At 70.6% G+C, this 13,790-nt stretch carries 10 protein-coding genes; 3 read left to right on the forward strand and 7 right to left on the reverse strand.

The window, feature by feature from the left end; translation table 11 throughout:
* The gene (locus ACH4KB_RS04725) at positions 1 to 630 is read right to left on the reverse strand and encodes a papain-like cysteine protease family protein (protein WP_398063577.1); all 630 of its coding nucleotides are present in this window, start codon (positions 628 to 630) and stop codon (positions 1 to 3) included.
* Between the two features lie 227 nt (positions 631 to 857).
* Here ACH4KB_RS04725 and ACH4KB_RS04730 point away from each other — a divergent pair, with 227 nt between their 5' ends.
* On the forward strand, positions 858 to 1,784 hold the full coding sequence (locus ACH4KB_RS04730) for a hypothetical protein (RefSeq protein WP_398063579.1): 927 nt from the start codon (positions 858 to 860) through the stop codon (positions 1,782 to 1,784).
* Between the two features lie 55 nt (positions 1,785 to 1,839).
* Here ACH4KB_RS04730 and ACH4KB_RS04735 read toward each other — a convergent pair whose 3' ends face one another.
* Both ACH4KB_RS04735 and uvrA read right to left on the reverse strand, forming a co-directional pair.
* Complete coding sequence (locus ACH4KB_RS04735; RefSeq protein WP_032790784.1) at positions 1,840 to 2,268, reverse strand: Rieske (2Fe-2S) protein; 429 nt, start codon at positions 2,266 to 2,268, stop codon at positions 1,840 to 1,842.
* A 362-nt stretch (positions 2,269 to 2,630) separates the two neighbouring features.
* Complete coding sequence (uvrA, locus tag ACH4KB_RS04740; protein ID WP_398063581.1) at positions 2,631 to 5,672, reverse strand: excinuclease ABC subunit UvrA; 3,042 nt, start codon at positions 5,670 to 5,672, stop codon at positions 2,631 to 2,633.
* 175 nt (positions 5,673 to 5,847) lie between these two features.
* Here uvrA and ACH4KB_RS04745 point away from each other — a divergent pair, with 175 nt between their 5' ends.
* Positions 5,848 to 6,537 carry a maleylpyruvate isomerase family mycothiol-dependent enzyme gene (locus tag ACH4KB_RS04745; RefSeq protein ID WP_398063583.1) on the forward strand — a complete coding sequence of 230 codons (690 nt, stop codon included), beginning with the start codon at positions 5,848 to 5,850 and terminating at the stop codon, positions 6,535 to 6,537.
* A gap of 10 nt (positions 6,538 to 6,547) precedes the next feature.
* On the forward strand, positions 6,548 to 7,204 hold the full coding sequence (locus ACH4KB_RS04750) for an MBL fold metallo-hydrolase (RefSeq protein WP_398063585.1): 657 nt from the start codon (positions 6,548 to 6,550) through the stop codon (positions 7,202 to 7,204).
* 131 nt (positions 7,205 to 7,335) lie between these two features.
* On the opposite strand, the gene ACH4KB_RS04755 is transcribed toward ACH4KB_RS04750, so the two are convergent.
* The 4 genes from ACH4KB_RS04755 to uvrB all read right to left on the reverse strand — a co-directional run bounded on the left by ACH4KB_RS04755 (position 7,336) and on the right by uvrB (position 13,787).
* Positions 7,336 to 8,364 (reverse strand): TerC family protein, encoded by a 1,029-nt coding sequence (locus ACH4KB_RS04755; protein ID WP_398063587.1) that lies wholly within the window; start codon positions 8,362 to 8,364, stop codon positions 7,336 to 7,338.
* A gap of 240 nt (positions 8,365 to 8,604) precedes the next feature.
* Positions 8,605 to 10,566 carry a TerD family protein gene (locus ACH4KB_RS04760; RefSeq protein ID WP_398064628.1) on the reverse strand — a complete coding sequence of 654 codons (1,962 nt, stop codon included), beginning with the start codon at positions 10,564 to 10,566 and terminating at the stop codon, positions 8,605 to 8,607.
* A gap of 263 nt (positions 10,567 to 10,829) precedes the next feature.
* Complete coding sequence (locus tag ACH4KB_RS04765) at positions 10,830 to 11,408, reverse strand: TerD family protein (RefSeq protein WP_026290465.1); 579 nt, start codon at positions 11,406 to 11,408, stop codon at positions 10,830 to 10,832.
* Between the two features lie 249 nt (positions 11,409 to 11,657).
* The gene (uvrB, locus tag ACH4KB_RS04770) at positions 11,658 to 13,787 is read right to left on the reverse strand and encodes an excinuclease ABC subunit UvrB (protein WP_398063588.1); all 2,130 of its coding nucleotides are present in this window, start codon (positions 13,785 to 13,787) and stop codon (positions 11,658 to 11,660) included.
* Between the last annotated feature and the right edge of the window lie 3 nt (positions 13,788 to 13,790).

Genomic DNA, 13,790 nt, shown 5'->3' on the forward strand with positions numbered 1-13,790 from the left:
TCACGCCCCGATCCGGTAGAGCGAGTGGGTCCAGGAGAACTCGTTGTTGTTGACGTACCAGGCGTGCGAGGCCCAGTTGTAGCGGTCGCTGGAGGGCCACGGGTCGCCCCAGTAGACCCAGCTGTTGGCGTCGTCGTACCCGTAGATCACATGCATGTGCCCGCCGCCGGACGACCACTGGATGCGGGTCTCGATGGGGCGCCGGGCGGATATCTCGGCCTGCACGGTCGGGTAGCGCAGCCAGCCGGTGACGTAGCTGCCGGGCCTGACCCCGGCCCAGGACAGGCCGGTCTGGACGTTGCCGAGGGTGGCCTGCGAGTTGGGGCACTGGTAGTTCTGGCTCCGGTTGAAGGCGGCGTTGCAGAACTGGTTCTGGGAGTAGTCGCGGCCGAACCAGGCGGCGATGGTGTTGCCGCCGGCCGCCCAGCACCAGTTGCTCTGCTGCTGCGCCTGCATGGTGATGTCGAGCCGCTGGGCGGCGGCGACGGTGGAGCCCGTCGCCCCGTCCGGGGACGGGGCGACGGTGGCGGTGGCGGTGGCGGTGGCGGTGGCCGCGGGGACGGCGAGCAGGACGGCGGCCAGGAGGGCGGTGAACGAGAACCTTCCGGGCCTGACTCTTCGGTTGCGCATGGCGTTCCTCCCAATGCGGGGGTGGGGATCGGAGGAGCGCGTCCGGACGCTGACGATGAGCATCCGGCGTTGTCCGGAGCAGGTCAACACGCTTCAATGCGAGGTGACATCACGGTGTGAACGGCACGGCGTCCGTGTGAACGGCTCTGTCCCGGTCACCTGCTCCCCCGCGTCCCCCGGGGGCGGGTGTCGCCACTCCCCACGTGAACGTTCACCGGAGGCCCGCCATGCGGCAGACCGAGACCGAACTGGCGCAGGTACTGCGGACCGGACCGTTCCATCTGGCGTTGCGCACCGCTCTGTCGGTGCGCGGGCTGCCGCTCCAGCGGGTGCAGCACCATCTGGCGCACCGGGGCGTCAAGCTCGGGGTGACCAGTCTCAGTTACTGGCAGCAGGGGGTGCGCCGGCCTCGGCGGGCCGAGTCGTTGCGGGCCGTCCGGGCACTGGAGGAGGTGCTCGCGTTGCCGGACGACTCGCTGCTGCGGCTCCTGCGCGACGGTGACGCCCCGGCGGACGGGGACCGTCCGGCCGCCCGTTCCTACCGGTCGCTCATGGAGGCGTCGGGCTCGGTGGAGCGGCTCCTCGCGGCGATGGAGTCACCCGTGGACGGCGGCCTGCACACCGTGGGGCACCAGGAGCGGGTGCGGATCGGGGCGCGGCGCGAGCTGGCGGGCCGCACGTCGCAGCACGTGGTGCGCGCGCACCGGGACGGCGTCGACCGCTATCTCGCGGTCCACCGGGGCGACCCCGGCTGCGACCCGTCGCGGATCGCGGTGCGGGCCCTGGAGAACTGCCGGACGGGCCGGGTCCGCTGGGATCCGGACGCGGGGGTGCTGGTGGCGGAGCTGCTCTTCGACACCCGGTTGCGGTCCGGTGAGACGTACCTCTTCGGCTACGGCTTCGAGGACGGTACGGGCGGGGCCGGCGCGGAGTACGTGCGCGGCTTCACCTTCGGGGGCGGGCAGTACGTGCTCCAGGTCGGCTTCGACGAGGCGGCGCTCCCGGTGCGGTGCCGCCGGTTCGCGCAGGCGTCGGCGGGGGCGGTGCGCGCGGCCCGCGAGGACCTCACGCTGACCGGCCGGCACCGGACCGTGCACCTGGTGGAGGAGAGCGTACGGCCCGGTCTGATCGGGGTCGACTGGGACTGGGAGTGAGTGAGTCCTCGACGCGACGAGGGGGCCCTCGCCGACGTCGGGCGTCGGCTCCGTGTCAGGCGTCGGGGCCCGCGACGAGCTTTCCGCCCTCGGCGGTGACCGGGACGGCGGGCAGCGGCACGGTGGCCGGGCCCTTCACCGGCTTGCCGGTGGTCATGTCGAAGCGGCTGCCGTGGCAGGGGCAGTGGCCCTCGGTGCCCTCGACCTTGTCCAGGACACAGCCGCCATGGGTGCACTGGGCGCTGAACGCCTTGTACTCGCCCTTCGCCGGGCAGACGACGACCACGCGCTGCTCGCGGTAGAGCTTGGCCCCGCCGACGGGCACCTCGGAGGCGGCCCCGAGGTCGACGGGGGCGGTGGGGGTGGGGTTCTTGGCGTGGCCGAGCTTGGACTCGGTGGAGCAGGCGGCTGCTCCCAGCCCGGCGGCGCCGGCGAGCGCGGCGCCCTTCAGCACGGTACGGCGGGCGGCGGGCAGGCCGGGCATGCGGACTCCACGGGGTTGTTGTTCGGGTGGATCATGGTGGGGCCGGTTGGCCGGGGGTGGATCACGGCGGATCCGCGTCGCCGGACAGGGCGGGGCGGCGACGGCGGCCCTGCGTGCCGGTGACAGAACCGACGATACCGGCGGGGATCGGGAGCCCTGCGACCGGGCCGGAGCGCCTGTGCGGACGGGCGACGGCGGCCCCCTTCGTGCTGTGGGGGCCGCCGTCGCCGACGAGGGCCTGTCCGCCCCTTCCCGTCGTGGCCCGCGTGGTGGCGCCGCAGGGCGTCGTGAGGCAGGCGGGAAGGGGCGGACAGGCCCGAGGGGCGAGCGGCTGCCGGGCCGGGCGACCGCTCGCGCCTCGCTCAGGCCTTGCGGGCGCGGGTGGCCTTCTTCGCGGCGGCCGTCTTCGTGACGGCCTTGGCCGTACCCGCCTTGGCGTTCGCCTTGGTCACCGCGGCGTTCTTGGCCGCGGCGGCCGTCTTCTTCGCCGGGGTGGTACTGCGGGCGGCCGTCTTGCGGGCCGTTCCCCGCCCGGCGGGCATCGCGGCCTCGCTGACGCGGTCCGTGTCCAGGACGCCCTGGAGGAACTTCCCGGTGTGGCTGGCGGGGACCGAGGCGACCTGCTCCGGCGTCCCCTCGGCGACCACCAGACCACCGCCGTTGCCGCCCTCGGGGCCCATGTCGACGACCCAGTCGGCGGTCTTGATGACATCGAGGTTGTGCTCGATGACGATGACCGTGTTGCCCTTGTCCACCAGGCCGGAGAGCACGGTGATCAGCTTGCTGATGTCCTCGAAGTGCAGACCGGTGGTCGGCTCGTCCAGGACGTAGACCGTACGTCCGGTGGAGCGCTTCTGGAGCTCGCTCGCCAGCTTGACGCGCTGCGCCTCACCGCCGGAGAGGGTCGGCGCGGACTGGCCGAGCCGCACATAGCCGAGGCCGACCTCGTTGAGCGTACGGAGGTGGCGGGCGATCGTGGGGACGGCCTCGAAGAACTCCAGGCCCTCCTCGATCGGCATGTCCAGCACCTCGGCGATGGACTTGCCCTTGTAGTGGACCTCCAGGGTCTCCCGGTTGTAGCGCGCTCCGTGGCAGACCTCGCACGGGACGTACACGTCGGGCAGGAAGTTCATCTCGATCTTGATCGTGCCGTCACCGGAGCAGTTCTCGCAGCGGCCGCCCTTGACGTTGAAGGAGAAGCGGCCCGGCAGATAGCCGCGCACCTTCGCCTCCATCGTCTCGGCGAAGAGCCGGCGGACGTGGTCGAAGACTCCGGTGTACGTCGCCGGGTTGGACCGGGGGGTCCGGCCGATGGGCGACTGGTCGACGTGCACCACCTTGTCGACGAGGTCGTCGCCGTCGACCCGGGTGTGTCGGCCGGGGACCGACTTGGCGCCGTTCAGCTCGCGGGCGAGGTGGGTGTAGAGGATGTCGTTGACCAGCGTCGACTTCCCGGAGCCGGAGACGCCCGTGACGGCGGTGAGGACGCCGAGCGGGAAGGAGACGTCGATGTCGTGGAGGTTGTTCTCCCGGGCGCCGTGCACGGTGAGGCGGCGGGCCGGGTCGACCGGGCGACGGATGTCGGGGGTCGTGATGGACCGCTTGCCGGACAGATACTGGCCGGTGATGGACTCCTTGTTGGCCAGGAGTTCCTTGAGCGAGCCGGAGTGGACGACCTTGCCGCCGTGCTCACCCGCGCCGGGGCCGATGTCGACGACCCAGTCGGCGACCTTGATGGTGTCCTCGTCGTGCTCGACGACGATGAGCGTGTTGCCCATGTCGCGGAGCCGGACCAGGGTCTCGATGAGCCGGTGGTTGTCGCGCTGGTGCAGGCCGATGGACGGCTCGTCCAGGACGTACAGCACGCCGACCAGGCCGGAGCCGATCTGGGTCGCCAGCCGGATGCGCTGGGCCTCGCCGCCGGACAGGGTGCCGGCCGCGCGGTTCAGCGACAGGTAGTCCAGACCGACGTCGACGAGGAACTTCAGCCGCTCGTTGACCTCCTTGAGCACCCGCTCGGCGATCTTCTTGTCGCGGGCGTTCAGCTTGAGGCGGCCGAGGAACTCGGCGCACTCGCTGATCGACATCGCGGCGACCTCGGCGATGGACTTCTCCATCACGGTCACCGCGAGCACGATCGGCTTCAGCCGGGTGCCCTCGCAGGTGGGGCAGGGCACCTCGCGCATGTAGCCCTCGAACCGCTCCCGGCTGGAGTCGCTCTCGGCCTCGGTGTGGCGCCTCTTGACGAACTGCACCGCGCCCTCGAAGGCGGGGGTGGTGTAGGCGCGCTCGCGCCCGTAACGGTTGCGGTAGCGGACCTCGGTCTGGATCTTGTGGCCGAAGAGCAGGGCCTTCTTGGCCCGCTGCGGCAGCCCGGCCCAGGGGATGTCCGTACGGAAGCCGAGCGCTTCGGAGAGCGCGCCGATCAGGCGGCCGAAGTACTCCTTGGTGTGGCCGTGGGACCAGGGGTGGATCGCGCCCTCGTCGAGGGACTTCTCCTCGTCCGGGACGATCAGCTCCGGGTCGACCTCCATGCGCGTGCCGATGCCGGTGCAGTCGGGGCAGGCGCCGAAGGGCGAGTTGAAGGAGAAGGAGCGCGGCTCCAGCTCCTCGAAGGAGAGGTCGTCGTACGGGCAGTAGAGGTGCTCGGAGAACATCCGTTCGCGCTCGGGGTCGTCCTCGGGGAGGTCGACGAAGTCGAGCACGACCATGCCGCCGGAGAGGCCGAGCGCGGTCTCGACGGAGTCGGTCAGCCGGCGCTTGGCGCTGTCCTTGACGGTGAGGCGGTCGACGACCACCTCGATGGTGTGCTTCTCCTGCTTCTTGAGCGTGGGCGGCTCGGCGAGCTGGATGGTGGCCCCGTCGACCCTGGCCCGGCTGTAGCCCTTGGTCTGGAGGTCGGCGAAGAGGTCGACGAACTCGCCCTTGCGCTCGCGCACCAGCGGCGAGAGGACCTGGAAGCGGCTGCCCTCCGGCAGGCCGAGGACCTTGTCGACGATGGCCTGCGGCGACTGGCGCGAGATGGGGCGATGGCACTCGGGGCAGTGCGGCTTGCCGATCCTGGCGAAGAGCAGCCGGAGGTAGTCGTAGACCTCGGTGATGGTGCCGACCGTCGAGCGCGGATTGCGCGAGGTCGACTTCTGGTCGATGGAGACGGCCGGCGAGAGACCTTCGATGAAGTCGACGTCAGGCTTGTCCATCTGGCCGAGGAACTGCCGGGCGTACGAGGAGAGCGACTCGACGTAGCGGCGCTGCCCCTCGGCGAAGATCGTGTCGAACGCGAGGGACGACTTGCCCGATCCGGAGAGCCCGGTGAAGACGATGAGGGAGTCACGGGGCAGGTCGAGCGAGACGTTCTTCAGGTTGTGCTCGCGCGCGCCACGGACGATGAGACGGTCGGCCACGCCGGTCCGCACCTTTCTAGAGAGAAGCGGGGGAACTGAGCCCCTCTCCCAGGGTATGGGGGGCGCCACAGCGGTGTTAGAGGCTTTCGACTCCGAGCGTATAGCACGCACATTCGATTTACGGCCGCCCTCTGACTCCTTCACCCGAATGAGTGGCAGAGCTAGGCTCGGCCGCATGATTGATCATGCGCACGACCTGGAAGCTGTACGCGAAGCGACCGAACGACTGCTCGACGCAGTCGGCAAACTGGACAACGCCGCTGTCGCCGAGCCGTCACGGCTGCCCGGATGGAGCCGGGGCCATGTTCTGGCCCACCTGTCACGTAACGCCGACGCGATCGGAAATGTTCTCCGGGGACTCCCGATGTACGCGAGCAGCGAAACCCGGGACTCCGACATCGCCGACGGCGCCCCGCGCCCGGCGGCCGAGCAGCTGACCGACCTGCGGGAGAGCGCGGACGGCTTCCTGGCGGTCACCGCCGAACCCGCCGACTGGTCCCGTACGGTCACCCTGCGCAACGGGGTGACGGACTCCGCGGCCCGGGTGCCCTTCCGGCGCTGGGTCGAGGTGGAGCTGCACCACGTCGACCTGGACGTCGGCTACGAGCTGGAGGACCTGCCCGCGGAGTTCGTCTCGCGGGAGATCGCCTTCCTGACCGAGCGCTTCCTGGGCAACCAGGAGGTGCCCGCCACGGCGCTGACCGACCTGGACGGCCGCACCTGGAGCACCGGCGGCGGCCCGCCGAGCGCCCTGGTGACGGTGCAGGGGCCCGCCGCCGAGCTGCTGGGCTGGCTCTGCGGCCGCCGTGACGGCGCCGCCCTCACCGTGGCCGGGGGCCCCCTGCCCGCACTGCCCCCGCTATAGGCTGAGCCGTATGACGTACAGCGGAGCGGTGAAGGTCGGCGGACCGGCGAGCGTGCACGAACTGACGGATCTGATGATCTCCAAGGTCGCCGTCGGCGAGATGGACAACAACGCCTATCTGCTGCGCTGCCGGGCGACCGGCGAGCAGCTGCTGATCGACGCGGCCGCCGAGCCGGAGACGCTGCTGGCGCTGATCGGTGACGACGGGATCGCCTCCGTCGTCACCACGCACCGGCACGGGGACCACTGGCAGGCGCTGGCCCAGGTGGTCGGGGCCACTGGCGCCCGGACGTACGCGGGCCGCTACGACGCCGAGGGCATCCCGGTCCCGACCGATGTCCTGGTCGAGGACGGCGACACGATCACCGTCGGCCGGGTCGAGCTGACCGCCCGCCATCTGGCCGGTCACACCCCGGGCTCCATCGCCCTGGTCTACGACGACCCGCACGGCGCCCCGCATCTGTTCACCGGGGACTGCCTCTTCCCCGGCGGGGTGGGGAACACGGACAAGAACCCCGAGGCGTTCGCAAGCCTTCTGCACGACGTCGAGACGAAGCTGTTCGACCGGCTGCCCGACGAGACGTGGGTCTATCCGGGCCACGGGCACGACACGACGCTCGGCGACGAGCGGCCCCAGCTGCCCGAGTGGCGTGCCCGCGGCTGGTAGGCCGCACGCGCCTCTCTCCGGCGCATGTCCCTCGTACGCCCGCACAGAGCAGCGGCCGGGGCGGACGGCCTTCGCCGTTACCGCCCCGGCCGCTGCCGGTCTGTCCCTGTGCCGCCCGGGGCGGCCCCGGGTCAGCTGTTGATGCTCTTGCTCTCCTCTTCGGACGGACCGGCGGTCTCCGGCTTCCCGTCCTTCTCTGCCTTCTCCGCCTCGGCCGCCGCCATCTTCTTGCTGGCGATGAGGCTGGTGATCGTGGTGATCACCAGGACGCCGCCGATGACGGCGAGGGAGAACGGGATGGAGACGACGGGCACGTGCACGCCGTTCTCGTGCAGGGCGTGCAGCACCAGCTTGACGCCGATGAAGCCGAGGATCACCGACAGGCCGTAGCTGAGGTGGACCAGCTTCTTCAGCAGACCGCCGATGAGGAAGTACAGCTGGCGCAGACCCATCAGGGCGAACGCGTTGGCCGTGAAGACGATGTACGGGTCCTGGGTCAGGCCGAAGATCGCCGGGATCGAGTCCACCGCGAACAGCACGTCGGTCATACCGATGGCGAGCATGACCACCATCAGCGGGGTCATGACGCGCTTGCCGTTGTTGCGGATGAAGAGCTTGGTGCCGTGGTACTTGTCGGCGACACCGAAGCGGTGCTCGATCGACTTCAGGAGGCGGTTCTCCTCCCAGTCGTCGTCGTCCTCGTCGGCCCGCGCCTCCTGGATGAGCTTCCAGGCGGTGTAGATCAGGAACGCGCCGAAGATGTAGAACACCCACGAGAAGTTCGCGATCACGGCGGCGCCGGCGGCGATGAAGATCGCCCGGAGCACCAGGGCGATCAGCACACCGATGAGCAGTACGCGCTGCTGAAGCTGTGAGGGCACCGCGAACTTCGCCATGATCAGGACGAAGACGAAGAGATTGTCGACGCTCAGCGACTTCTCGGTGATGAATCCCGCGAAGAACTCGCCGGATGCCTGGCTCTCACCGAAGACCATCAGGCCGGCTCCGAAGAGCACGGCCAGCGCGATCCAGACGACCGTCCAGATTCCGGCTTCCTTGGTCGACACGTCATGGGGCTTGCGCCCGATGAAGAAGTCGACGGCGATCAGGGTTGACAGACCAACGATGGTCAGGACCCATACGGTCCATGAAACGTCCACTGCGCCTCCGGCAGTTCGCTACGGCTACTGATCAGCGTCGTCGCTGCCGGAGGTCTCTTCCACCCCGCACGCGGTGTGCGTGCCTGGGCCGGCGCCCCGGGACCGATAACGGTCCGTATTGACGGGACGTCGCGTAAGGAGTACTCCCCTCCGTTCCCCGAACAGTACAGGCATCACCAAGGAAAGGTAAAGGGAAGAGTAAAGAACTCGTCAAGTCCGCAGGTCAGAGCCGCCTGAAGGTCAGCGACCCGCAGCTCGGCGGGCGGCTGCCACCGCCGCGAGCACCTGTTCCAGGACGCGGCTGCCCGGCGGGACGGTCAACGGCTCGTACGTCCAGGCGTGCCCGACCCACGGATCGGCGAGGTGGCTGTCGGCGACCGGGGTGATCCGCAACAGCGAACGCCACAGCGGGTCGAGCACCGGCCCGTACGCACTGGCCTCCTCCCGGTCCGCGACCATCAGGAGGTGCACCCCGACCGCGGGGCCCTCGTCGGCGAGATAGCGGAGCTGGGTGACGGCCCGGTCGTCGAAGCCGTGCGGGAAGTCGTTGACCACCAGGAGCTGCTCGCCGGTGTCCAGATCGGGCGGGAGCGCGTCGGACGCCCCGGCCCGCACCGCCATCTGCACCAGGTCCACCCGCCGGGTGAGGTGGGCGAGGACCGAGGACACTCCCCCGGATCCGGCGGCGGGCGGTCCGGCGAGGACGCCCGCCCCGACCAGCGGCGCGAGCGGGCCGGCCGCGGCCCCCGCCGGGTCGATGACGTGCACCGAGAACTCACCGGGCGGATACACCGCGAGCAGCCGCGCCGCGTGGGCGACCGCGGTCTCCATGGCGAGCCGACGCAGCCGGTCCGTGTCCATCAGGGCGGCCGCCTCGGACGCCGTCCGTCCGCTGTCCACCCAGATCCCGCGCTCCAGCGGCAGCCGGACGAGCAGCGGTACACGCAGGTCGGGGCGCTCGGGCAGGTGGAGGTCGCCGATGCGCAGGGCCATCGGTATCTCCATCGGGACGCGGTGGGCGTGCCAGACCGGGTTGCCCCAGCCCGCGTACGCGGCCGGGAGCGCGGGCTCGACGACGGCCGCCTCGGCGGCCAGCTGGGCCAGATCGCGGTCGAGTACCTCCCGGGCCCGGGAGGTCAGCTCGTCGCGCTTGGCGCGGGCCTCCTCGCGGGCACGGTCGCCCGCGCCCCCGATGCGATTGCGCGGGTCGGACAGGGACCGGTCGAGCTCCTGGTCCATACGGGACTCGGCGAAGTCCACGGCGCTGCGGTAGGCGGCGACGGCGCGGGCCAGATCCTCAAACATGCCCCAGATCTGGTTGTAGAGGCGCTCGTCCATCGACCAGCCGGTGGCGTCCCCGGCGACCGGCTGCGCGGCCTGTCCGGGCTGGGCCGGAGGCGGGGTGGGCGGGGGCGACGGGGGCGCGGCGTGCCGGCGCCGCGGGTGCGCGTAGTTGATGGGGCCCTCGGCGGGTCCCGTGGCGGCCGGGCCCTGGGCGGTGTGCGGCTGGGGAGTGGTGGCCGGGTCGGTCAGCGGCTCGGGGGGCTCCGGGGCCCGGGGCGGCGTGGGCGGGCGGTGGTCCGCGGAGCCCGTCGCGTGCCGTACGCGGTCGCCTTCCTGGGTCCGGGGCGGCGGCGCCACCGAGCGGGCCATGCCCCGGGTGACGGCCTCCTGAATGGATCCGGCCAGTCCGGTGGCCTCGGCCACGCCCTGGTCGGCGAGCATCTCGGCGAGCCCGCCGGCATACCCCTGTCCCACGGCGCGGACCTTCCAGGCGTCCTGGCGACGGTAGAGCTCCAGCGCGCTGACCGCGGATTCGGCGTCCAGGCCGGTGAGGGTGAAGGTGGCGATCTCGGCGCCGTCGAGCCCGGTGACCGCGACGAAGGGGGCGGGAACGGCGCCGAACCGCGCCGGGCCGCCCGCTCCGACGGGAAGCGCGAGCAGCACGGTGACCCGGTGGGCGCCGGCGGGCAGGGCCTCAAGGTCGACGGCGAGGCGGTGATCGGCCGCCGCCTGCTGGGAGACCTCAAGACCGGGGAGCTGGGGCGAGCCGGGGTGGGCGATCCAGTCGACGCCGCGCACCGTGCCCCGTTCGTCGCCGAGGGTGGCCCCGGCCACGACGGGCGTGCCCGCCGATACCCGGATCTCCAGACGGGTCTGGGGCAAGGTGTGGTTCTGCCCCCGGACCAGTTCGGCCGTCATTGCCCTGTCCCCCTCGACGATGGCCCGCGCGTCGGTGGCCGCGGTGCCGTGCGGTGCCTGTTCCGCTGTTCCGTTCATGACCGTGTACGTGCGTGCCGTGGGCGACCGTGCACGTGTGTGCCGTGTATGACCGTGTACGCGCGTGTGTGCCCTGCTGCCCTGCTGCCTGTGCGTGCCGCCGTGTGGGGCAGCTCCCGGCGGCGGGTGCCTCCGGGAGCCGCTCCTGGCGTTCCGGTGCGGGCCGCGCCGGAACGGTGCGGGTCCTACAGGTGCGGGAGGATCGACGGCATCAGGTCCTGGAAGGTGCGGCCGTTGGCCGGGTTCCCGAGGGCCGTCATCTGCCATCCGCTGCCCGCGCGGTGCACCTTCGCCATGATCTGGGCGGTGTACTGGCCGCCGCCGTCGAGCGTGTACCGGGCGAGCTCCTGGCCGTTGGTCTCGTCGACGATGCGGCAGAAGGCGTGTCGAACCTCCTGAAACGTCTGCCCGGTGAAGGAGTTCACGGTGAAGACGATCTGGTCGATGTGGACCGGAACGCGCTGGAGGTCGACGAGGATCGCCTCGTCGTCGCCGCCGGAGCCGGCGCCGCCGACCAGGTTGTCACCGGTGTGCTTGACCGAGCCGTCGTCGCTGACGAGGTGGCGGAAGAACACGACGTCGACCGGCTGCTTGTCGGCGAAGAGCACCGCCGAGGCGTCCAGGTCGACCTCGCGGGTGCGCGAACCGAACAGGCCACGGCGCGGAGCCGCCTGCCAGCCGAGCCCCATCCGTACCGCGGTCAGGGTCCCCCCGTCGCTCTTCTGCAGGCTGATGGCCTGACCCTTGGTCATATTGACCGTCACGCGCTGTCCCCTCTCGGCATTGCCCCGCAACCATCCGTGTGCGGTTTTCCCGCACCCTACGCATTCCACCCCGGGCGACAGCAGGCTCGGCCCGTTTTTGTGTCGCTCTTGCAACACACCCGGCGCGGCCTGCCCGGCGCATCAGAAACTCCACCGGATCCGCACGGGTAGGCGCGCCCGAAACCGCGCCGGAACGGCCCGGGACCGGCGCACGTCAGCCGCGGTCCCGGGCCGGGTGGGCCACCGGGATCAGGCGAGGCCCGCCTCCTTCATCTGGCGCAGTTCCTTCTTCAGTTCACCGACCTCGTCACGCAGCCGGGCGGCCACCTCGAACTGCAGGTCCGCGGCGGCAGCCCGCATCCGCTCGGTCATCTCCTCGATGATCCCGGCCAGTTCGGTGGCGGGCCGGTCGCTGAGCACCGCGCCGGGCGAGGCCGCCCTGCCCTTCGCCCCGCCCTTGACCGCCTTGGAGCCGAGCGCGGGCACCGGCGCCTTTGCCTCCTTGCCCTGCCGGTAGCCGGTGCCGAGCAGCTGCTCGGTGTCGACCTCCTCGCGGGCGATGGTCGCGACGATGTCGTTGATCTTCTTGCGCAGCGGCTGTGGGTCGATGCCGCGCTCGGTGTTGTACGCGACCTGCTTCTCGCGGCGGCGGTTCGTCTCGTCGATCGCCTGCGCCATGGCCGGAGTGATCTTGTCGGCGTACATGTGGACCTGGCCGGAGACGTTACGGGCGGCGCGGCCGATGGTCTGGATGAGCGAGGTGCCGGAGCGCAGGAAACCCTGCTTGTCGGCGTCGAGGATGGCCACGAGGGACACCTCGGGAAGATCGAGGCCCTCGCGCAGGAGGTTGATGCCGACCAGCACGTCGTACTCGCCGGAGCGCAGCTCGCGCAGCAGCTCGATGCGGCGCAGGGTGTCGACGTCGCTGTGCAGGTAGCGGACCTGGATGCCGAGCTCCAGGAAGTAGTCGGTGAGGTCCTCCGACATCTTCTTGGTGAGCGTGGTGACCAGGACCCGCTCGTCGCGCTCGACGCGCTCGCGGATCTCGTGGACCAGGTCGTCGATCTGACCCTCGGTGGGCTTGACCACGACCTCGGGGTCGATGAGGCCGGTGGGGCGGATGATCTGCTCGACGAAACCGTCGCCGCGCGAGAGCTCGTACTTCCCCGGGGTGGCGGAGAGGTACACCGTCTGGTCGATCCGCTTCAGGAACTCCTCCCACTTCAGCGGCCGGTTGTCCATCGCGGACGGCAGCCGGAAGCCGTGGTCGACGAGGGTCCGCTTGCGGGAGGCGTCCCCCTCGTACATCGCGCCGATCTGCGGGACCGTGACGTGGGACTCGTCCAGGACGAGCAGGAAGTCGTCCGGGAAGTAGTCGAGGAGGGTGTTGGGGGCGGTGCCGGGCGCGCGGTCGTCGAAGTGCATCGAGTAGTTCTCGACGCCGGAGCAGGTGCCGATCTGGTGGAGCATCTCGATGTCGTACGTGGTGCGCATGCGCAGTCGCTGGGCCTCCAGCATCTTGCCCTGCTTCTCCAGCTCGGCCAGGCGCTGCTCCAGCTCCTGCTCGATGCCGCTGACCGCCTTCTGCAGACGCTCGGGCCCGGCGACATAGTGGCTGGCGGGAAAGACGTGGACCATGGGGTCCTCGCTGATGATCTCGCCGGTCAGCGGGTGCAGCGTGGACAGGGCCTCGATCTCGTCGCCGAACATCTCGATCCGGACGGCGAGCTCCTCGTAGACCGGGAAGATCTCGATGGTGTCGCCCCGGACGCGGAAGGTGCCGCGGGTGAACGCCAGGTCGTTACGGCTGTACTGCATCTCGACGAAACGGCGCAGCAGCTGGTCGCGGTCGATCTCCTCGCCGACCTTGAGCCGGACCATGCGGTCCACGTACTCCTGGGGCGTGCCGAGGCCGTAGATGCAGGAGACGGAGGCGACCACGACGACGTCGCGCCGGGTGAGCAGCGAATTCGTCGCCGAGTGGCGCAGCCGCTCGACCTCCTCGTTGATGGAGGAGTCCTTCTCGATGTAGGTGTCCGACTGCGGGACGTACGCCTCGGGCTGGTAGTAGTCGTAGTACGAGACGAAATACTCCACCGCGTTGTTCGGGAGGAGCTCGCGGAACTCGTTGGCCAGCTGGGCGGCGAGGGTCTTGTTCGGCGCCATCACCAGGGTGGGGCGCTGCAGCTTCTCGATCATCCAGGCGGTGGTCGCCGACTTGCCGGTGCCGGTGGCGCCGAGCAGGACGACGTCCTTCTCGTCCGCGCGGACGCGCCGCTCCAGCTCGGCGATGGCCGCCGGCTGGTCGCCGCTGGGCTGGTAGGGACTGACGACCTCGAAGGGCGCCACCGAACGTTCGATCTTGGAAACGGGCCGCATGCA

Source organism: Streptomyces sp. NPDC017520, assembly GCF_044329855.1.
Lineage (GTDB): Bacteria > Actinomycetota > Actinomycetes > Streptomycetales > Streptomycetaceae > Streptomyces.

Bases quoted from the DNA above. Each gene is read 5' to 3' on its own strand.
- ACH4KB_RS04745 (WP_398063583.1), top strand. From the start codon at position 5,848: ATGATTGATCATGCGCACGACCTGGAAGCTGTACGCGAAGCGACCGAA.
- uvrB (WP_398063588.1), bottom strand. From the start codon at position 13,787: ATGCGGCCCGTTTCCAAGATCGAACGTTCGGTGGCGCCCTTCGAGGTC.
- ACH4KB_RS04750 (WP_398063585.1), top strand. From the start codon at position 6,548: ATGACGTACAGCGGAGCGGTGAAGGTCGGCGGACCGGCGAGCGTGCAC.
- ACH4KB_RS04725 (WP_398063577.1), bottom strand. From the start codon at position 630: ATGCGCAACCGAAGAGTCAGGCCCGGAAGGTTCTCGTTCACCGCCCTC.
- ACH4KB_RS04735 (WP_032790784.1), bottom strand. From the start codon at position 2,268: ATGCCCGGCCTGCCCGCCGCCCGCCGTACCGTGCTGAAGGGCGCCGCG.
- ACH4KB_RS04760 (WP_398064628.1), bottom strand. From the start codon at position 10,566: ATGACGGCCGAACTGGTCCGGGGGCAGAACCACACCTTGCCCCAGACC.
- ACH4KB_RS04730 (WP_398063579.1), top strand. From the start codon at position 858: ATGCGGCAGACCGAGACCGAACTGGCGCAGGTACTGCGGACCGGACCG.